Origin of the sequence: Streptococcus sp. M143 (assembly GCF_000162495.1) — a bacterium.
GTDB classification, from domain to species: domain Bacteria; phylum Bacillota; class Bacilli; order Lactobacillales; family Streptococcaceae; genus Streptococcus; species Streptococcus dentisani.
Genome location: NZ_GG730100.1, coordinates 18,486 through 36,629 on the forward strand (window position 1 = coordinate 18,486; position 18,144 = coordinate 36,629).

Genomic DNA, 18,144 nt, shown 5'->3' on the forward strand with positions numbered 1-18,144 from the left:
CTTTTAGTTTAACACAAAGAAGTTGAATTGCCTTTCTTATCTGCCTTATGGTCTGTTTCTTTCTGATTGGTTTGTTGACTTGAGTTGGTAGATAATTGTTCCTTAGGGTCCGTTTTCTTTTCCTTGGGTTTCATCGAAGGAAAGAGAAATTCATAGTTGCTCCTATTCATTCGAACACTTGTTGCAAAACCTGTTTTGGTATTTTGATAAGTGACTTTTCCTAGGTTAAAGACTCGTTCCCCACTTTCTTGCTCAGCCTTATCTTTGCTTCGTTTGGCCATGGCAAAAGCGACCAACTTTTCTTTGTTTAGGGTAAAGCCTTTGTGATGGGCAACTTGACGATTCAAATAAAACTGTAGCAAAAGGCTAAAAATGGCTGCCATGGTGACTGCATATAAAAGAACACCTGCCTTAACTTTTTGCTTTTTCCACACGATAGATGAACTCCCTTTCTAAGCCTTTTTGAAATTGGAAACGAAAACGAATCAGTTGATTTTCCTCTGTGATCTGAGCTGATTTGAGGCCATAAACCATTGGCTGGTAACCTCGACCACTGCTATCGGTTTTCCGAAAATCATCTGATTTGGACTTACCCATAGCGATATCCTTGCCGTCTTGTTTCAGATAGAGGTGATTGTCCTCCACCTTTTTAAACTGCGAACGCTCTAACTCAGCCTCTAGCTGGTCCACAAATAAGAGCCACTCCTTTTGCTCGCTTTGTTGCTGGTAGCGCACTTCTGAAATAAGGAGCTGACTCATGGCTTGAAAGAGAAGCAAACCACCGCTAATGACGATAAGGGCAAGCAGAGATTCTAAAAGAGTAAAAGCTCTTACCTTACTGCTCTTTAAGATCCAACATTTTCTCTGACCCATGGTAGACCTCCAATCCTTTTTCGCTAGCAAAGACCTGAATCTCCACTCCATTGACTTTCACTTGATTTTGCCCCGTCTGCAAGGCCATCTTGGCTACTCGTAGAACTTCCTCTTTTTGCAAGATTTCCGCCTCTAACCGTCGATTTTGTTGGATTTGCCCCAAAAGGAGAGTCGCAATGCTGGCAAAGATAGCCAGAGCGACTACTGCTTCTAGTAAAATCACTGCCTTAATTTTTTGTTTCCTTAATGCGTTTAATTTTTCCATTTCCTAGATATAATTGATAGCGAATTGCTCCTTTACTGGTCTGAAATTCAATCTTAGCCAGGGACGAATTGCCCCCAACTCGGTCAAAGTGAATCGTCTGTCCTGATGGCGCCTGAATTCCGTTAGGAACGGTCAAGTTTTGACTGCCATTGCTGATCGTCTGCCCATCTAAGTTCAGACTGGTCTTTTGCTGACTGGCTACACTGCGTTTTTGTGTTTCCCGATAGAGTTCTTCAAACTCCATAAAGAAAATCTGCTCTTCCACCGCTGCAAAACTGGACTGAACAGAGCCAGACAAGCCCAAAGCAAGGATACTCACAAGTCCCAAAACCAAGAGACTTTCCAGCATAGTAAAGGCCTTAATCTGCAACGGTTTGGCTTGTTTTTTGTTTTGCATGGTAGTCTTTATAAGCTTTGGCTTGCTCAGCAGTGATACGACTGTCCGCTTGTAATTTGCTGAGGCTGGCATCATCATTTTTATCTAAACGATAGAGCTCTGCCTGGCTTTCCACGACCTTGACAACAGCAGCTTTTCCTTTGTCATCTACGGCATCCTTTTGCTTGGTCAAATTGGGCACAAAGAGCAAGAGAAGAACGCTGATGATTAAAAGGACGACTAGCATTTCTACCAAAGTGAAAGCTTTAACCTTAGCTTTTTTTAGTTTTGTCATGAATTTTTTCATTTTAAAAATTTACCTCCATATTTTGATACATGGGCATAAGCATTGCCGCATAAAGTAAAACGATAATCAGAGCCACAAAGATAAAAACCAGTGGCTGTACTAAGTTCATGGTGCGGTTGACTCGGGTAAAAAAGGCTTCCCAAGTTTTTTCAGCATAGATTTCCAACTCACTCCCCAGCTTGGACTTGACTTCTCCATACTCGATGATAAGACTCAACTCTTTTTTAAAGAAAGGATAGGTCGCTATAGTTTGAGAAAATTCGCGGCCATTTTGCAGGGCTTGAGCCAGTTCTTGACCGATTTCTTTAAAGAGCTGGGAGCCTTGTTCCTGCATGATCTGAAAAATCTGCGTCAGCTCCATTCCCTGCGAAATCATATTGCCCCATTCACGCGCATAATAAGCTGTCAGATAAGTCTGGACAAAGATTCCAAGAAAGGGAATCCGTGCTAACATAGAGAAGACCCGCATCTTAGAACTTCTTTTGTAGAAAGTGAGGGCTAAAAGTAAAGACAGAGAGCAAACCAACACTAGTCCCAGAAAAATTTGTGGCAGACTGCCGATGATTTGGGTGGCGATATTGCTACTGTCCAGTTGAGGCAGCAAGTAGTTTCTCAACCCCAGCATGATTAGCAGGAGAAATCCCAGCAAAATCAAAGGATAAGTCGCCACTTCAATTAACTTTTTCTTGACCTTGGCTAAATTATCCAGATATTCTTCTATCTTTCCCAAACTCAGATGAAGATTCCCGTGCACCTCAGCTAGGGATAATTGGGTCACAATAGCACTTGAAAAGCCCAAGCTGTTCATCATTTCTGAGAAAGATTTCCCCTGAGACAGGCCCTGGTGCATCTGGGCCACATAGTCCTTTTCCAGCAAGGCGCTTCTCCCCAAGAAAGAAATAATTTCTACCAAATGAAAGCCACTGGAAAAGAGGTTGTTAAACAGGGTGATGATTTTCTTCTGCTTAGCTGTAGCTAATTTTTTCCGTTTCAGCCTGAAGACCTGTGATATGTCCATCTTTAAGAAGCTGGTCAATCTGCGCATTCCACCTGGTTGGCTGATGTTCTTGATAGTCTTGGTTTGCAAAGTCAACGATTCCTCCTCCCCCGATTAATCTCTGGTAGCAGATGCCTTGTAGAACAACTGCTAATTCCTCCTCCGTCACACCCAACTCCAGAAGACGTTCATAAACACCTCGGATACTCTTGGCATGAATGGTTGAAAAGACTGTTGCACCTGTCAAACTGGCTCTGACAACTGCACGCGCTGTCTCGCTGTCACGAATTTCTCCGATAATCAAGAGGTCAGGACGATGTCGAAGAGACAGCTTAATCAGATTTTCATAGGTCAAGCCAATCGCCTCATTCAACTGCAACTGGAGCATGTCTTCCTGCTTGATCTCGACAGGATCTTCAATGGACATGACTTGTTGTCCCTTAAAAAGGGATTTTGCCAATTCGTGCATCAGCGTCGTCTTGCCACTTCCGACTGGACCTGCAAAAAGGTAGAGGCCCCGTTGCCTGTACTGCTTGCCCAGTTCTCCAATATCCTGAAACCAGAAATGCAGATCCTGCTCCTCATCGTGCAACAAACGAATAACCAAACTCTCATGTCCCCGATAATCTCCCACGGTAGACAAACGCATAGAAGACACCTTCTCCCCATGCTGGTAGTCGCAAGAGCCCAGCTGACTACGCCTCTTCTCTCCTACATTCATACCCGCTACAAACTTAAAATGACTAATCACAGCAGCTAAAACATCAAACTCATAGGAGTCAACTAGACACCGTTCGTCTCCAACCCGCATGTGAAGTTCGTAGGATTTTTCCTTGGGGATAAAATAGATATCCTGAGCCTTCTTTTCTTTCGCAGTCGCAATAATTTTCTGTGCAATTTCTTGTACCATACCGCCCTCCTTATCTAACTATTCGTAAAAAAATAAAAAAAGCAACTAAAAAAGTTACTTTTTTATCTCCATTTCATGCGGCAAGAACGATGTTTTTCTTGACCTGTTTGTTTTTCATAACCTGGACGTAGTTTTTCATCGGGTATGATGCCTTCGTCTTCGAGAAGGAGGAGGGAGTGATATTGCTGCAAATACTCGTCACACTCGTCACACCATCGCTGGTCTTCAGGATCCCAAAAAATAGTCATCAAATCGCTCCGACTCTTATAAAGAGGATTCTTCTTTTCCAGCTCAAACCAGCATAACTTATAATATTTTAGAGCATCATAATACTTGTCAAAAGATTGACTCATGATGACATCTTCTTCCCAACCTTCTATGAACCACCACGGTTCAAAGTCCCCATACATTTCTATAACACGATACATTTTCACTACTTCCTTTGTACCGTATATTATAACGAATTTTCTAGAACAATGAAAGGATTTTGCTTCATTATAGAACAAGTCTCTAGCTTTCTGAAGATACCTCTGAATAGAAAAGCAAAGGCTGAGTCATCACAGCCTCTGCTTTTTACTATGCTTGATAACGTTTCATACCATCTAGGTAGGTTGCTACCAATTCCAAATCTTTATCTAGTACGATAAAGTCAGCATCGTAACCTTCACGGATTTGACCACAGACATCATCGATGTGAACAGATTTTGCTGGGTTGAGACTGGCCATCATGACTGCTTCATGCGGATTCGCAATTCCCCATTCGACTACATTCTTCAAACCATCTTTGAGTTTGAGGATAGAACCTGCCAAATTGCCTGTCGATTTGAGGCGTGCAGTTCCATTGGCAACAACTACTGGGAATTCTCCCAACATGTAGTCTCCATCTTCCAAGCCACCAGCTGTCATACAGTCTGTGATAAGGGCGATATTTTCAGTTCCTTTTTGTTTGAGCAAAATGTCACAGGCTTTTGGATCCACGTGATGACCGTCACAGATCAACTCTGCGTAAGTATGTGGCAATTCATACATGGCTCCCACCATACCGAGCTCACGGTGAGTCAACCCACGCATCCCATTGTAGGCATGTACCCAAACGCTCGCTCCAGCATCGACTGCTTTTTTAGCTTCATCAAAAGTCGCATTGGAGTGTCCAAGAGCAACAGTCACTCCTTCACCCGTAATCGTACGAACAAAGTCTTCTACACCTTCACGCTCTGGCGCAAGGGCGATTTTATTGAGCAAGCCATTGGCTGCTTTTTGCCAAGCACGAAACTCATCCATACGAGGGTCTTTCATATAGGCAGGGTTTTGAGCTCCCTTGTATTTCTCTGTGAAATACGGACCTTCAAAATAGATTCCACGAATCTTGGCTCCACTTGCTTCCTGGTAACGAGCACCGATATTTTCAGTTACCGCAAGCAACTGCTCGTAAGAGGAAGTCAACGTCGTTGGCAAGAAGCTGGTAACACCCGTGCTAAGTAGCCCTTCACTCATGGTATGAAGTGTTCCCTCGATGTTATTGTCCATGACATCCACACCGCCGAAACCATGAATGTGGGTATCCACAAGTCCTGGGGCAATGCTATAACCGGTATAGTCAATCACCTCAGCTCCTTCAAGAATCTGTTCTACATGCTTTCCAAACTTGCCATCCACAAGTTCCAAGTAACCGCCACGACGAACTCCGTGTGGGTAGAAAAACTGATCCGCTTTAATATAATTAGGCATAATGATAACCTCCTTGATAGATTGATTCTAGAATTTATTATGTCAATTACATTATAAACCTTTCTTTTTCATTTGTAAATGGTATAGACCTATTTTCTGGAGATATTTTAAAAGAGCTGGATTTCTCCAACTCTTTGATCTTATTTTGATTTCACAGGCAGTTCTTGAGCAGCCTTAACAGCAGCTGCAATCGTCTCTGCGTAAAGTTTAGCACCTTCTTCAATCATGTTGCTATCATTTCCAAAGTGGACTTGGTCGGTTCCAGCCCAGATTTCAGGGTGCTCCTTAGCAACCTTATTCCAGTCTGCGATGCTCACGTAAGGAGTCTTTTCAGCTAATTCTCTCGCATAAGTCGCATACTGCTCAACTGATTTGTAAGTCTCCTTGCTCTTGTCACCTTCATAAGGAGTTACAAGAATCAGATGGTGGCCTTTGGGAAGATTTTTAACTATCGTATCTAAGTCATCTTTATAACTCTCTGGTCCGTTTACACCCGTTGCAATGACAACTGTTTTTAGAAGTACCTTGTTCTGGCTGTTATTGAGCATGATATCATTGGCTTGCTTCGTCGTTCGACTAACTTGGGCATTGATATTTGCTTCAGGAAGCGCCTCTTGCAAGGCTGTATTGGCACGCAAGGCTACCGAATCTCCTATTAGGCTTGTTCCCTCCGAAATTCCTAGGCGACTGACTTCAGCTTGTTCAGCAAGAGTCTTTGTTTGTCCTATATTGGTCTGGGCTTGTTTGAAACCATTGACCATCAAGTCTGTCTCAAAAGCTCCAACTTGGGGAGCCACAGTTATGATAATCAAGGTAATCAAGGTAAGAATGCCAACACCACTAGCACTAATTGGTTTAATATGAGGTAATTGACTAATCTTCCGTATTAAAGGATTGGTCTTACCAGCAATCAACGGCTCAATAATATAGAAGGATAAGATAGCAAAGAAATAAGAAAAGATGATTGTCAGAATAACAGCAGGTAGATTGCTCATCAACTGAGAAAAAATAATATAAAAAGGCCAGTGGAAGAGATAAACCGCGTAGCTGGTATCCGCTAGAAAGGTGATTATCCGAGGTTCTTGTATCTCAGGCGTTTTCTCATGTAAGACACGCGCAGCAAAAATCATAATCACGGCCACTAAACTTGCCAGCAAGAAGCCAAATAAGTACGCAAACAGGTAGGTGAACTTGACAAAGAAAGTCAGGAGCAACAATACTAAGAGACCTGCAGCGAACACCAGTAGATTTTGACGAAGATCCCACGTCCGATCAAACTGCTTGACTAAATCGCTCGTCTGACGAACCCCCACAACTGTCGCCAAAATGCTTCCTAAAAAGAAGGGATAGACATGGGTCAAACTTGAAAAGTAGACAGATGAATAGGAACTAGCCATTAGACTACCAATAAACATGGAGAAAAAGCTAATGATGAAAGCTCCCGCAGAAAGGAGAAAGACCATCCCTCTCAATTGACTACTAGATTTTGAACGTTTCGATAAAAACCAAACCGCTAAGCCCCAAAGGATATAGTAGTGAACCTCAACAGCTAGACTCCAGTTATGAACAAAGAGATGCGGAATGAACTGGGATTCGTAACTTCCCCCTGTTAACATCTCATAGAAGTTGGTCATAAAACCAAAAACTCCAGCTATCTGGCCACCAATTCCAGCAACATAGTCTTGACGAACCAAAAAAGTAAAAGGCATGGTCACCAAAACCATCAGCACCACAGGTGGCACGATGCGGTAAAACCGTCTCTTAAAAAAGCCCAGCAAATCAATCTGGCGTTTTTTCCCAAATTCTTCTAAAAGGAGGGCAGTGATCAAAAATCCTGAAAAAGTGAAAAAGACATCTACCCCAAAGAAGCCTCCAGGAAAGATTGTTTGAAAGAAGTGGTACAAGAGCACCAAAAGTAAACCTGTAATCCTAATCAAGGAAAACCATTTAATACGCATACGAGTTTATTCCCCACTCAATTAGATCTTAAAAACATCTAATTTTTATTCCATAATACACCTTATTTTATCAAAAAAAGAAGAAAAATCCTAAGAGAAAACTTAGGATTTTGGCATTCTAATTTTACACTTTAAAAATTGCGTCCTGACTTGTTGTAGCCATATTTTTCCACAAAATACTCACGGAATTCCAAGAGATTGTCATCCATGATGGCTTGACGGACCTGCTTCATCAGGTTGAGCAAGAAGTAGAGATTGTGGTAGCTAGTCAAGCGGATACCGAAGGTTTCGTCAGCCTTGAGCAGGTGGCGAAGGTAAGCGCGTGTATAGTTCTTACATGTATAGCAATCACACTCAGGATCCAGTGGCGTAAAATCCTCAGCAAACTGAGCATTCTTGACAACCAAACGACCTTGGCTGGTCATACAAGTTCCGTTACGAGCAATACGAGTCGGTAAGACACAGTCAAACATATCCACACCACGAATAACTCCATCAATCAAGCTATCTGGCGCTCCCACACCCATCAAATAGCGAGGTTTGTTTTCAGGAAGAAGTTGGGTTGTGAAGTCCAAGACAGCATTCATCTCTTCGTGCGTTTCTCCCACTGCCAAACCACCGATAGAGTAACCTGGGAAATCCATGCTGACAAGGTCGTGAGCTGACTGACGGCGAAGGTCTTCAAATCCTGCCCCCTGTACAATCCCAAACAAACCTTGATCCTGTGGGCGACGGTGAGCCTTCAAACCACGCTCCGCCCAACGGCTAGTACGCTCGATTGATTTCTTAACGTAATCGTAAGGTTGGTAAAACTGAGGACATTCATCAAAAGACATCATGATGTCTGAGCCCAGATTGTTCTGAATAGAAATAGCCTTTTCTGGCGATAGGAACATCTTGGAACCATTGAGATGGTTTTTAAAGGTTACCCCTTCTTCGGTGATATTTCGGCTATCTGCTAGGGAATAAACCTGAAAACCACCACTATCTGTCAAAATAGGCTGGTCCCAGTTCATAAATTTGTGGAGACCACCTGCGCGTGCGATGAGTTCATCTCCTGGACGAAGCCACAGATGATAAGTATTAGAGAGGATAATTCCCGAACCCATCTCCTTCAACTCTTCTGGTGACTGGGTTTTTACAGTAGCTTGAGTCCCAACTGGCATAAACATAGGTGTTGGGAAGGTGCCGTGAGGAGTGATGATTTCTCCCAGACGAGCTCCTGTGTGTTTTTCCTTCTTAATCAAACGGTATTTGATTGGTGAATCTGACATTTTCTACCTCCGAAGCTGGGAAAGACAGTCCCAGTTCATACTTTGTGCCCAAGGGCATACCGTATGATTTTATCAAAAAAACTAGGAACTGTCACGAACTATGGTATAATGAAAGAATGAAATACCCAAAAATTGATTTAAAAACCATCCGTCTGCAGACTAGGCAATTTCAGGCTGAAAATCCCCGCCTCTTTCTGGTTTATCTCCTCCCTAGTGTGCTAGTCATCTTGTCAGGCTTTCTCAACCCCTTGGCTCGTCTCCAAGAAAGTGTTTTAGAGCAATCCTTTTTCAGTATGCTGGCGCAAGTGCTCCAAGCCTATCTCTTCCCACTAGTGGTTTCTTTTATGAGCACGATTTTTCTAGTAGGTGCTGCCTTTGCGACACTCCGACTCCTCAAGGATCCTGATACGGAACTCTCAGTAAAATCAAGCCTGACCCTCTTTGCTGAAGAGCGCTTCTCGCAAACCTTCCTGACCCTGCTCCTCAAACGTTTCTACCTCTTTTTATGGAGCATTCCAAACTTAGTAGGCGTTTATTTTCTCTTTTATAGCAATCTCTTAGCTCGGAGATTTGTCGCCCTACATCCTGAATTTCCAAAATTAGACCTCTCATCCGTTGAAACAGAGCAGTTCCTTCTGACCTTTGGGCTCTACTTTTTCGCGAGTCTCATCTTGATGATTGTAGGGAACATCCTCTACGTTCCGCAACATTACGCCTACTCGCAGGTAGAATTCCTCCTCTGCGACACTCTGGATTTAGGACAGGCTAAACCAAGGCAAATCCTGAAAACCAGCCGTTTCTTGATGAAGGGTTACAAATTCCAGCGCTTTGTCCTCGACCTACAACTACTCCCTTGGTACTTCCTCAACTGGATTACTTTTGGAATTGCTAGTTTTTCAATCCTTCCCTATATCCAAAACAATCACATCTTCTTTTACAGAGCCCTACTAGCCCGTAAACGTCGAAATGGATAAGAGCATACAAAAACCAGCATCTTTCAGGACGCTGGTTTTCTTATTTCAAAAGCAACATACTCAGCAGAGTCAAAATAGCAGGCCCACCTTGCTTCAGAATAATCTTATTGTCTGCTGTCAGAGAACCGTAGGTCGCTGCACCAAGCACAAATAAAACAAAGATGCTCACAATTTCCAAACTTTGTGAGAAATAAATCCCGTACAAGAGAAAGGCCCCTATCAAAGCATTATAAATCCCTTGATTTTTAAACAGTGAACTCACCGAAAGACGAGCCAGTTCTTCCTTATCCACATTAAAGACGCGACTAGTAGTGTCTGATTGCGTAGCCACACTTTCCAAATAAAAAATGTAAAAATGCTCCAAGGCAACGATAGTTGCTAAAATAATTGTAAAAATAGACATATTCTTCTCCTTAAATTTCTATCTCTTCTAAGCCAGATATCAACTTTTCTAACAAGCGACTGAACTCTTCTCGCTCTCCTTTTGTAAGTACACTCTCCATCTGACTCTTTACGTTTATATGGTGTTGGGGAGAGTTGGTTATTAGTTGTTCTCTCGCAAAGTCTGTCACTTCCACCAAAACCTCCCTCTGGTTTTCAGGATTCCGACGTCGATTAACCAAACCTTCCTTTTCCAAAATTTTAAAGTGCCGTGTCAAGGCAGCCTGATCAATCTTCAATCTCTCCTGAACTGCTATTTGATTACACGGTGACTGATCGATTAAGAAACATAAGATTTGATAACGAGTCAGACTAATCCCCAATTGGCGTTCGAATAATTGTGTCATAGACTGATCTGCCAACCGTAGTTGATACAGTAAATCTTGGATTGCTACCATCATTCCCTCCAATATATATGATTTATCAATAATTGACTTATCAAGTATAGTGCAATCCAAAAAATAAATCAAGTAATATGCTTCAATTCTCTTGAAATATTAGTCGTTTCCTCATATTTGTTCTTTTTATTCTGAAACGATCACACACAAAAAAAAGCGGGAACTAAATCAGTTCCCAACTTCCATTTTAATGATTAGTTCATTGAAACGTGAACGTGGTCATAGTGGTTTTCGGTCACACTACCACGGTCTGGCATTGGATTCCAAGTGTAGGCTGGTCCATATTTACTATCATATGGAGCGTAGAAACGTTGTTTCCAGATGATGTAGTTGATACCACGACTAGCCATATTTTTGACTGCATATTCTGCAATTTGATCTCCAAGTGCTGAACTCACTGGGACCATAAAGTCGATGGCCAATCCTTTACCATGGTCTCCACTGTCACCAGGACGGTAGCCGCTAAAGGATGTAATTCCAAACAAATTGGCAATTTCTTCTTTAAAGGCTGCAGTTTGTGGTTGTAGACCAGCATTCTCAGACTTGGTTACAGCAAGTCCTGCATAATCAGGAGCAGCTGGAGCCGAATAAGTTCTTGAAGCCGTTTGGCTTTGCTCTGCTTGATAAGTCAAAGTTGTAGTATCAGAATTTGTTGTTTCTTCTGCTGCACTTGTTCCTGTTGTATCAGCAGGCATTTCAGTTGCTGGTGCTTCTGCTGGAGTTGTTGCTGCCGTTTCTTCGGTAGCTGGAGTCGCTGCTTGAGGAGCTTCTTCTTCAACTGGGCGAGTTGTTTCTGCTACTGGTGCTTCCGCTGGAGTCGTTTCAGCTGTTTCTTCATCTACAGATGTTCCTGCAGATGGTGTCTCTTCAGCAACTGTCGCTATCTCAGAAACTTCTGAACTTGGCGCTACTTCTGTTGGTTTTTCAGTCTCTGCTGCACTTGGTACTTCCTCAATTGGTTGAGAAAGGTCTTCTACTTGAACTGTTTGTTCATCTACTGTCACTTGGTTGGTCGTCAAATCAGCTGTCGCAGTCGTCACTTCTTCACTAGCATCTGCTTGAGGAGCTTGGATTTCAACTTCCGTCACCTCTTCTGCCTCATTGACAGTTGTAGTGAGGACAGTATCTGGGAAAATCAAGTCCATATTGGTGATTTTGTTCAAATTAGCAAGAACTGTGACATCTACACCCAAAGCTTCTGCAATGGTGCTCAAGGTATCACCATACTGTACTGTATAGCTTGTTTTGTTGTCCGTTTTAGTCAAATCGTTTTGGATTTGCTCAACACTACGTGCAGTCCAAGAGATTTCTTGAGCTTTAGCTCCTAATGCGGGAGCAAGAGACAGGGCTACAGTTGAGGCTAAAATAATTCTTTTCTTCATTCGTTCATATTCCTTTCAAATGAGTACCTGTCTATCATAACACAAAAAAAGCAGAAAAAAAGCCCTCTCGGGCCTATTTAACAGAACTGTCTATTCCTTGTAACAAACTCGATTACTTGAAATAGTTTGTTAGGTCTCTGTCACGCAACTGACACATTTTTTTATTCCCCAGCTTCAAAAATGCGAGGAATATCTGCTAGTACTTGAATCCTCTGATTCCCTTCATAAGATGACTCTAAAAAGTTAATGTTTTGAATTCTGCTATTCTGGGCAAATTCCACATCCAAAGTCCGGTCCCCTATATAATAGGTAGTCCTAGGATCCAACTCATATTTGTCTAGCAAATATGTGGCCGCTTCTGGACTTGGTTTCCGCGCAAAACCACTCTGATTAGTTAGAATTTCTGTGAAATAAAATTCCAAACCCAAGTCGCTTAGAATGATAAAGGCATTGTCTCCCTTATGGGTATAAACAAACTGCTGAATGCCTTGTTCAGCAGCCCAAGCCAACACTTCACGCGCACCTGGCATCAAAACTACCTGGGCATTCTTCTCAGCCAAACTCTGGGCACGCACCTGATTGAGCACTTCCGCATCCAAATTTCGCTCTTCTGCCACCTGCTCCAGCAAATCCTGCACCGAATACTTGAGGATAAACTCTCTCACTTTCTCCTTATCATAAGGAATAGAAAGCTGACCAAAGGTTTCCTCAATCCCTGACAAAATCGCTTCGTAAGAGTCCAATAAGGTTCCATCTAAATCCCAAATAAAAGCTGTTTTTTGCATTTCCTATCCTTTCAAACTCATACAACGCTGATAACGGTATCGTAGAAATAACCAACGAAAACCATTATCCAAAAGGGTTCCTGCCCAAATACCAGGCAAACCCCACCCAAGAACAATCCCCATCAGATAGGCTGTCCCAATGCGGATACACCACATCCCGATACTTGTCGCATAAAAGGGGAGACGAGCATTCCCCAAGCCCTGCCAAATAGCCGTATAGATGACTGTCCCTATCGCCATAGGAGTCCCTAGTAGTGAGAAAAGTGCCACCAAAACGCTCGCTTCGACCGCTACAGGATCGGTCGTATAGAGATGAGTCAGTGGTATCCCTAAGGCATAGATACTGAAAGTTAAGGGCAGCATGAGAAGCAGAGAAAGCCAAAAGGTTTGCTTGCTCAAATTATCTACTCTTTTCCAATTATCCTCTCCAACTGCTCGAGCCACCAGCATGACCGTTGCCGTAGCGACGCCAAAGGCAGGCATATAGTTAAACTGGGTCAAAACCTCCCCGATTGCATTTCCCGCTACTGCCTCCGTCCCAAAAGAGACGACCAAGGCAATGATCACTACATCTCCAGCCCTCATCATGAGGCGCTCTCCTGCCGCTGGTAAAGCCAAGGTCAGTAAGTCTTTATCTAGTCCAAAAGTCGGTTTCGTATAAGGAAGCTTTAATTGCGACCATAAAATCACAAGACCGACTAAGCGAGACAAGATGGTCCCCCAAGCAACACCAGCTATGCCCATATCAAGGACAAAAATAGCTAGACTTGAAAAAAGAATATTCAAGGCATTGGATAAAAAACTAACATAGAGAGGCAGACGCGGATTATGCGTTGCACGAATCAAGGCACCCAGACTCGTCATCAAGCCCAAGAGAATAATTGATCCGCCTACCAAAGATAGGTAAAGTCCACCACTCTCGGCCACAGCCTGCTCAGTTCCCAAGAGCCCTATCATCTCTTGCCCAGCAAAGATGGATAAAGCGCCTAAAAGTGCACTCAGCAATAGGGTTATCTTGAGAGCCTCTGTCACGTGATAAGCCAACTTGGACTGATCTTTCTGCCCCAAACTTTTTGAAATAACACTAGAAATAGCAGCCCCCAGAGCAATAAAAATTGCCTGGTAAATCGTGATAATATTGCCAGCCACTGAAACACCTGAAATAGCGATTAAGCCCAAGTGAGCGACCAAGTAACTGTCCACCATTCCCATGAGCATCTGCAAAAAGTTTTCACCCATAGCTGGCAATGCAATATTAAGAATGTCTTTATTTTTCTTAAACAATCTCTCCTCCTGATGAAAAGAAACTCAGTTGGTTTCCCAACCGAGTTTACGCCCTCTGTCTTAAAGTCCTAGATAAGCCTCAACCGCTGCTTGCATGTCAGCAGCTGCCACTGTTGTTTTATGACGAACTGGAGCTGTTTCAAGGCCATCCACTGCTGGTGGCACTGCCACTCCTGAAATGTCATGTAATTGAGCCAAGGCTTCAAAGTCAGTCAAGCCTGCTTTTCCTGTTACCGCCTCTACGGCAACCACTGGGAACTTGTAAGGACTAGCTGTTGAAGCAATCACTGTCTTAGTCGCATCGCCAGTAGCCGCTTGGTATTTTCTATAAACAGCTGAGGCAACCGCCGTATGTGGATCCTCGATATAGGCATCTGTATCATAAACACGTTTAATTTCTGCCGCAGTTTCTTCCTCAGTCGCATATTCAGCTGCAAAGAGTTCCAGAATCGCTGCATCAAAGTCTGTCAATTCATATTGTCCTTGTGTACTCAAGGCATTCATGAGTTCAGCTGTCTTAACCGTATTATTCCCCAAAAGATGGAAAATCAAGCGCTCCAAGTTTGAAGATACCAAGATATCCATAGATGGGCTAGTTGTTACCTTAAACTCACGTTTCTTGTCATAGACACGTGTTTTAAAGAAGTCTGTCAAGACATTGTTGTCATTTGAAGCACAGATCAATTTACCAACTGGTAGGCCGATTTGTTTAGCATAAAAGGCAGCCAAGATATTGCCGAAGTTTCCAGTTGGTACTGTGAAGTTGACCTTTTCACCAGCCACAATCTCACCAGACTTGACCAACTGAGCGTAGGCATAAACATAATAAACAATCTGTGGTACCAAACGACCAATGTTCATAGAGTTAGCTGATGAAAACTGTAACTTATTAGCAGCCAATTTTTCACGAAGTCCCACATCGTTGAACATATGTTTCACATTTGTTTGCGCATCATCAAAGTTACCATCAATAGCAATAACATGAGTATTGTTGCCAGTCTGAGTAGTCATTTGCAACTCTTGTACCTTGCTGACACCATCCTTTGGATAAAAGACGATAATCTCTGTACCAGGCACATCCGCAAATCCCGCCATAGCAGCTTTTCCAGTATCACCAGATGTGGCTGTCAAAATGACGATTTTGCTCTCCAAACCATGCTTTTTAGCAGCAGTCGTCATAAAGTAGGGCAAGATAGACAAGGCCATATCCTTAAAGGCAATCGTAGAACCATGGAACAGTTCCAAATTGTATTGCCCATCCAGTTTCACCAAAGGCGCAATAGCTGGAGTATCAAACTTGCTATCGTAGGCATTGTTGATACAGTAATCCAACTCCTCTGCTGTAAAGTCATCCAAAAAAGCAGACAAAACTAACTTAGCCACTTCTTGGTAAGAAGCATCTTTTATTTTGTCAAAGTCCAAATCGACCTTTGGATAAGTAACCGGGGTAAAGAGACCACCGTCCGTCGCCAAACCTTGCAAAATAGCTTGACTTGCAGTTACTGTATTATTCGCATCACGCGTTGATTGATAAACTAATGTCATAATCTCTATCCTTTATCTATAGTCTATTCCATTATATCATGATTTTTCAGAAAATTCTCCCTTTATAAGAGAAATTATAGACCCAATTCTTCTTTCAAAGGCTGTAAATAGGTCATTTCTTGCTTGCCTCTCTTCTCCAGACCTTCCTCAGCTAGAAGGAATAAGGCTTTTGAAAACTCAACAATCGCAGTTTCTTCCTCATCTGTGAGCATTTTCTTAGAAAATTGTCTCCTCAATGACTTGTAGTCACGACCCAATTTCTCAAAGAAAGGTGCTGTTTCTAGGTAAGTTTCAAGCTTGTCTAGATTCACCAACAAACCTAGATGAAAGGCTGCTGAAGCAAAGGTGCGGTCTAGCGGCTGTGTACAAACACTACGAAATTCAACAGTCCCTCGTGTTGTTAGGTCTTGGTACTGGTAACTACGGTGTGTTTGGAAGTCCTGCTCCTGAGGATAGATCAATACCTCATCCCCATTCAGGGTAAATGCTTGGATTTCAGGTGTAGTCAAATAATCTCTAGCCTGAATAGGATTAAAGTAATAGGTCTGTCCATCACGTTCCGCAGTAAAGATCGCAGAGTGATCCAGATAATCAAAAAAATCATCCTCATCTTTAAAGAGTCTGGCATTGACGCCTACATTTTCAGGATAAATCCCGTGCATAGACTCTTCCCAAAAAATATCCCTTGAAATTTTAGTATCCCAATCCGCCCCTGAAAACTCAGAATTTGCAAATAAATAAGCTTTAGCTGCTTCAATTTGAGTAAAAGCATTGATAACACGCAGATAGTTGGACTTTGAAACATCTAATTGAACTTGACTGCCACAGATAAAAGCACCATATTGCGGGTAATCATGTAAATCCTTCACTAGAACAGTTCTGCTCAACTTCAAATAGTTCATTAACATCTGATAGCGTGCATAAGCAACCGGTTGATTTCCATTCTTCTCCCAGTATGGATGTATTCCAGAACCAATAATGGCATGATTTGCTTCACCCAATTTTTTTTGAATCAAATCCATGTAGTCTCTAAAACGCTCTTCAACCTCTTGGATAGATTTAGCCCTACCAAAAGCAAACTCTATAGTTGTATAGGAGACTTCGAATAAGATAGTATCCTGACTTACGGGATCTAGCAACTGAATTGGATTTCCAAACTCATCTACTTTTTCGATAGTAAAACCCAAAATTGATGGTAAATATCGAAAGAGTTCCTTAACAACCTCAATATCCGTAGCCTTGCCCTCTAAATTTACAACAGGGTACTCCAGCTCAACCCCAACAAATAAATCTGGGTTCTCTTTTATATTTTCTAAGTAGCGCTTCTTAAGCAAGTCAACCGAACGAGACATCAAACACCAACACTTTCATAATCAAAATAAAATGTGAATAAGTAATATTATACCAAAATTCCTTTCAAAAACGATTAGAATGACGCTCAAAAATAATTATTGAGCCTTTATGACACTTAACAAAAGATAGAATTTAGTAGAAAATCATAACCTCCATATATGAAGGTGGTTTAGTTATCTCGCACCTTACAGAGCAAGACGGACTAATAATCACATAATAAAAAACAAGGTCTTAAAACCTTGTCTTTATTACTATACCGGCGGCCGGGGTCGAACCGGCACGTCCTTGCGGACACTGGATTTTGAGTCCAGCGCGTCTGCCAATTCCGCCACGCCGGCAAATAGTAACTGGGGTAGCTGGATTCGAACCAACGCATGAGGGAGTCAAAGTCCCTTGCCTTACCGCTTGGCTATACCCCAATAATATAAAATAGGCGAGTGATGGGGATCGAACCCACGCATGCCAGAGCCACAATCTGGTGTGTTAACCACTTCACCACACCCGCCATCATCTTATTAACACGGGCAGTAGGAATTGAACCCACACTGAAGGTTTTGGAGACCTTAGTTCTACCTTTAAACTATGCCCGTATCTATGGAAGGGGAGGGATTCGAACCCCCGAACCCGAAGGAGCGGATTTACAGTCCGCCGCGTTTAGCCTCTTCGCTACCCTTCCAGATTTTCTATAAAATATGGCGCGAGACGGAATCGAACCGCCGACACATGGAGCTTCAATCCATTGCTCTACCAACTGAGCTACCGAGCCAAATTGCGGGAGCAGGATTTGAACCTACGACCTTCGGGTTATGAGCCCGACGAGCTACCGAGCTGCTCCATCCCGCGTTAATAATAAAAAGGAGGATGTGGGATTCGAACCCACGCACGCTTTTACACGCCTGACGGTTTTCAAGACCGTTCCCTTCAGCCAGACTTGGGTAATCCTCCAAAAATAGTCCGTACGGGATTCGAACCCGTGTTACCGCCGTGAAAAGGCGGTGTCTTAACCCCTTGACCAACGGACCATATTCATAAATGGGCACGAGTGGACTCGAACCACCGACCTCACGCTTATCAGGCGTGCGCTCTAACCACCTGAGCTACGCGCCCAAGTTAAAAACTTGGTAATTTGAACAAAGTTCAAAGCGGGTGACGAGAATCGAACTCGCGACAACAGCTTGGAAGGCTGTAGTTTTACCACTAAACTACACCCGCTAAAATGGGAGTTAACGGGATCGAACCGCTGACCCTCTGCTTGTAAGGCAGATGCTCTCCCAGCTGAGCTAAACTCCCTAGA

The 18,144-nt window shown here is 42.8% G+C and carries 19 protein-coding genes and 12 tRNA genes; 1 reads left to right on the forward strand and 30 read right to left on the reverse strand.

All coding sequences use genetic code 11. The features are described from left to right. Nucleotides 1-8: 8 nt before the first annotated feature. From comGG to tgt, 11 genes are all read right to left on the reverse strand, one after another. Nucleotides 9-434: a competence type IV pilus minor pilin ComGG gene (gene comGG / locus HMPREF0850_RS12385; RefSeq protein ID WP_000265654.1), complete on the reverse strand. Its 426-nt coding sequence runs from the start codon at nucleotides 432-434 to the stop codon at nucleotides 9-11. Continuing rightward, nucleotides 412-873, reverse strand: coding sequence for a competence type IV pilus minor pilin ComGF (gene comGF / locus HMPREF0850_RS12390; RefSeq protein ID WP_000531552.1), 462 nt, complete (start codon nucleotides 871-873; stop codon nucleotides 412-414). The genes comGG and comGF overlap by 23 nt, the downstream gene beginning before the upstream one ends. After that, nucleotides 836-1,138, reverse strand: a complete 303-nt coding sequence (comGE, locus tag HMPREF0850_RS12395) for a competence type IV pilus minor pilin ComGE (RefSeq protein WP_000413373.1) — start codon at nucleotides 1,136-1,138, stop codon at nucleotides 836-838. Before comGE ends, comGF begins: the two co-directional genes overlap by 38 nt. Continuing rightward, nucleotides 1,101-1,535 (reverse strand): competence type IV pilus minor pilin ComGD, encoded by a 435-nt coding sequence (gene comGD, locus HMPREF0850_RS12400; protein ID WP_001180052.1) that lies wholly within the window; start codon nucleotides 1,533-1,535, stop codon nucleotides 1,101-1,103. The genes comGE and comGD overlap by 38 nt, the downstream gene beginning before the upstream one ends. After that, complete coding sequence (gene comGC, locus HMPREF0850_RS12405) at nucleotides 1,498-1,821, reverse strand: competence type IV pilus major pilin ComGC (protein ID WP_000714348.1); 324 nt, start codon at nucleotides 1,819-1,821, stop codon at nucleotides 1,498-1,500. The genes comGD and comGC overlap by 38 nt, the downstream gene beginning before the upstream one ends. A gap of 1 nt (nucleotide 1,822) precedes the next feature. Beyond that, complete coding sequence (gene comGB, locus HMPREF0850_RS12410; RefSeq protein ID WP_000355373.1) at nucleotides 1,823-2,839, reverse strand: competence type IV pilus assembly protein ComGB; 1,017 nt, start codon at nucleotides 2,837-2,839, stop codon at nucleotides 1,823-1,825. After that, complete coding sequence (gene comGA / locus HMPREF0850_RS12415; RefSeq protein WP_000249592.1) at nucleotides 2,787-3,728, reverse strand: competence type IV pilus ATPase ComGA; 942 nt, start codon at nucleotides 3,726-3,728, stop codon at nucleotides 2,787-2,789. The genes comGB and comGA overlap by 53 nt, the downstream gene beginning before the upstream one ends. 62 nt (nucleotides 3,729-3,790) lie before the next feature. Beyond that, nucleotides 3,791-4,156, reverse strand: a complete 366-nt coding sequence (locus HMPREF0850_RS12420) for a DUF1033 family protein (RefSeq protein ID WP_000286395.1) — start codon at nucleotides 4,154-4,156, stop codon at nucleotides 3,791-3,793. A 148-nt stretch (nucleotides 4,157-4,304) separates the two neighbouring features. Further along, a complete protein-coding gene (gene nagA / locus HMPREF0850_RS12425) occupies nucleotides 4,305-5,456 on the reverse strand; it encodes an N-acetylglucosamine-6-phosphate deacetylase (protein ID WP_001134435.1) in 1,152 nt (383 codons plus the stop codon). A gap of 140 nt (nucleotides 5,457-5,596) precedes the next feature. Beyond that, a complete protein-coding gene (locus tag HMPREF0850_RS12430) occupies nucleotides 5,597-7,414 on the reverse strand; it encodes an acyltransferase family protein (RefSeq protein ID WP_001220878.1) in 1,818 nt (605 codons plus the stop codon). Between the two features lie 131 nt (nucleotides 7,415-7,545). Further along, a complete protein-coding gene (tgt, locus tag HMPREF0850_RS12435) occupies nucleotides 7,546-8,688 on the reverse strand; it encodes a tRNA guanosine(34) transglycosylase Tgt (protein ID WP_001285249.1) in 1,143 nt (380 codons plus the stop codon). 116 nt (nucleotides 8,689-8,804) lie between these two features. On the opposite strand from tgt, the gene HMPREF0850_RS12440 reads away from it, so the two are divergent. Beyond that, on the forward strand, nucleotides 8,805-9,662 hold the full coding sequence (locus HMPREF0850_RS12440; RefSeq protein ID WP_000876920.1) for a DUF975 family protein: 858 nt from the start codon (nucleotides 8,805-8,807) through the stop codon (nucleotides 9,660-9,662). A gap of 40 nt (nucleotides 9,663-9,702) precedes the next feature. On the opposite strand, the gene HMPREF0850_RS12445 is transcribed toward HMPREF0850_RS12440, so the two are convergent. The 19 genes from HMPREF0850_RS12445 to HMPREF0850_RS12535 all read right to left on the reverse strand — a co-directional run bounded on the left by HMPREF0850_RS12445 (nucleotide 9,703) and on the right by HMPREF0850_RS12535 (nucleotide 18,140). Next, nucleotides 9,703-10,065, reverse strand: a complete 363-nt coding sequence (locus tag HMPREF0850_RS12445; RefSeq protein ID WP_000021884.1) for a DUF1304 domain-containing protein — start codon at nucleotides 10,063-10,065, stop codon at nucleotides 9,703-9,705. Nucleotides 10,066-10,075: 10 nt separating this feature from the next. After that, nucleotides 10,076-10,501, reverse strand: coding sequence for a MarR family winged helix-turn-helix transcriptional regulator (locus HMPREF0850_RS12450; RefSeq protein WP_000225768.1), 426 nt, complete (start codon nucleotides 10,499-10,501; stop codon nucleotides 10,076-10,078). A 194-nt stretch (nucleotides 10,502-10,695) separates the two neighbouring features. After that, on the reverse strand, nucleotides 10,696-11,883 hold the full coding sequence (locus tag HMPREF0850_RS12455) for a LysM peptidoglycan-binding domain-containing protein (protein WP_000745997.1): 1,188 nt from the start codon (nucleotides 11,881-11,883) through the stop codon (nucleotides 10,696-10,698). A 161-nt stretch (nucleotides 11,884-12,044) separates the two neighbouring features. Further along, entirely contained in the window at nucleotides 12,045-12,668 is a 624-nt protein-coding gene (locus HMPREF0850_RS12460; protein WP_001172846.1) for an HAD family hydrolase, read from the reverse strand. 3 nt (nucleotides 12,669-12,671) lie between these two features. Next, nucleotides 12,672-13,952 carry an MATE family efflux transporter gene (locus HMPREF0850_RS12465; protein WP_000473979.1) on the reverse strand — a complete coding sequence of 427 codons (1,281 nt, stop codon included), beginning with the start codon at nucleotides 13,950-13,952 and terminating at the stop codon, nucleotides 12,672-12,674. Nucleotides 13,953-14,012: 60 nt separating this feature from the next. Next, the gene (gene thrC / locus HMPREF0850_RS12470) at nucleotides 14,013-15,497 is read right to left on the reverse strand and encodes a threonine synthase (RefSeq protein WP_000177141.1); all 1,485 of its coding nucleotides are present in this window, start codon (nucleotides 15,495-15,497) and stop codon (nucleotides 14,013-14,015) included. Between the two features lie 74 nt (nucleotides 15,498-15,571). Further along, complete coding sequence (locus HMPREF0850_RS12475; RefSeq protein ID WP_000091643.1) at nucleotides 15,572-16,849, reverse strand: hypothetical protein; 1,278 nt, start codon at nucleotides 16,847-16,849, stop codon at nucleotides 15,572-15,574. A 255-nt stretch (nucleotides 16,850-17,104) separates the two neighbouring features. Further along, nucleotides 17,105-17,188, reverse strand: a tRNA-Leu gene (locus HMPREF0850_RS12480). Nucleotides 17,189-17,197: 9 nt separating this feature from the next. Further along, nucleotides 17,198-17,269, reverse strand: a tRNA-Gln gene (locus HMPREF0850_RS12485). A gap of 13 nt (nucleotides 17,270-17,282) precedes the next feature. Then, nucleotides 17,283-17,355, reverse strand: a tRNA-His gene (locus tag HMPREF0850_RS12490). Between the two features lie 14 nt (nucleotides 17,356-17,369). After that, nucleotides 17,370-17,440: transfer RNA gene (locus tag HMPREF0850_RS12495), tRNA-Trp, on the reverse strand. Between the two features lie 5 nt (nucleotides 17,441-17,445). Continuing rightward, nucleotides 17,446-17,526, reverse strand: a tRNA-Tyr gene (locus HMPREF0850_RS12500). Nucleotides 17,527-17,543: 17 nt separating this feature from the next. Continuing rightward, nucleotides 17,544-17,616: transfer RNA gene (locus HMPREF0850_RS12505), tRNA-Phe, on the reverse strand. A gap of 3 nt (nucleotides 17,617-17,619) precedes the next feature. Beyond that, nucleotides 17,620-17,693: transfer RNA gene (locus tag HMPREF0850_RS12510), tRNA-Met, on the reverse strand. 12 nt (nucleotides 17,694-17,705) lie between these two features. Continuing rightward, nucleotides 17,706-17,795, reverse strand: a tRNA-Ser gene (locus HMPREF0850_RS12515). A 5-nt stretch (nucleotides 17,796-17,800) separates the two neighbouring features. Further along, nucleotides 17,801-17,872, reverse strand: a tRNA-Glu gene (locus HMPREF0850_RS12520). 11 nt (nucleotides 17,873-17,883) lie between these two features. Next, nucleotides 17,884-17,957 (reverse strand) — tRNA-Ile (locus tag HMPREF0850_RS12525). 34 nt (nucleotides 17,958-17,991) lie between these two features. After that, nucleotides 17,992-18,062 (reverse strand) — tRNA-Gly (locus tag HMPREF0850_RS12530). A gap of 5 nt (nucleotides 18,063-18,067) precedes the next feature. Next, a tRNA-Val gene (locus HMPREF0850_RS12535) sits at nucleotides 18,068-18,140 on the reverse strand. Nucleotides 18,141-18,144 lie beyond the last annotated feature (4 nt).

Coding starts and splice junctions, on each gene's coding strand:
- HMPREF0850_RS12430 (WP_001220878.1), bottom strand. CDS start 7,414: ATGCGTATTAAATGGTTTTCCTTGATTAGGATTACAGGTTTACTTTTG.
- comGC (WP_000714348.1), bottom strand. CDS start 1,821: ATGAAAAAATTCATGACAAAACTAAAAAAAGCTAAGGTTAAAGCTTTC.
- comGE (WP_000413373.1), bottom strand. CDS start 1,138: ATGGAAAAATTAAACGCATTAAGGAAACAAAAAATTAAGGCAGTGATT.
- HMPREF0850_RS12420 (WP_000286395.1), bottom strand. CDS start 4,156: ATGTATCGTGTTATAGAAATGTATGGGGACTTTGAACCGTGGTGGTTC.
- comGD (WP_001180052.1), bottom strand. CDS start 1,535: ATGCAAAACAAAAAACAAGCCAAACCGTTGCAGATTAAGGCCTTTACT.
- HMPREF0850_RS12445 (WP_000021884.1), bottom strand. CDS start 10,065: ATGTCTATTTTTACAATTATTTTAGCAACTATCGTTGCCTTGGAGCAT.
- comGF (WP_000531552.1), bottom strand. CDS start 873: ATGGGTCAGAGAAAATGTTGGATCTTAAAGAGCAGTAAGGTAAGAGCT.
- nagA (WP_001134435.1), bottom strand. CDS start 5,456: ATGCCTAATTATATTAAAGCGGATCAGTTTTTCTACCCACACGGAGTT.
- thrC (WP_000177141.1), bottom strand. CDS start 15,497: ATGACATTAGTTTATCAATCAACGCGTGATGCGAATAATACAGTAACT.
- HMPREF0850_RS12475 (WP_000091643.1), bottom strand. CDS start 16,849: ATGTCTCGTTCGGTTGACTTGCTTAAGAAGCGCTACTTAGAAAATATA.
- HMPREF0850_RS12455 (WP_000745997.1), bottom strand. CDS start 11,883: ATGAAGAAAAGAATTATTTTAGCCTCAACTGTAGCCCTGTCTCTTGCT.
- HMPREF0850_RS12440 (WP_000876920.1), top strand. CDS start 8,805: ATGAAATACCCAAAAATTGATTTAAAAACCATCCGTCTGCAGACTAGG.
- tgt (WP_001285249.1), bottom strand. CDS start 8,688: ATGTCAGATTCACCAATCAAATACCGTTTGATTAAGAAGGAAAAACAC.
- comGB (WP_000355373.1), bottom strand. CDS start 2,839: ATGGACATATCACAGGTCTTCAGGCTGAAACGGAAAAAATTAGCTACA.
- comGA (WP_000249592.1), bottom strand. CDS start 3,728: ATGGTACAAGAAATTGCACAGAAAATTATTGCGACTGCGAAAGAAAAG.
- HMPREF0850_RS12460 (WP_001172846.1), bottom strand. CDS start 12,668: ATGCAAAAAACAGCTTTTATTTGGGATTTAGATGGAACCTTATTGGAC.
- HMPREF0850_RS12450 (WP_000225768.1), bottom strand. CDS start 10,501: ATGGTAGCAATCCAAGATTTACTGTATCAACTACGGTTGGCAGATCAG.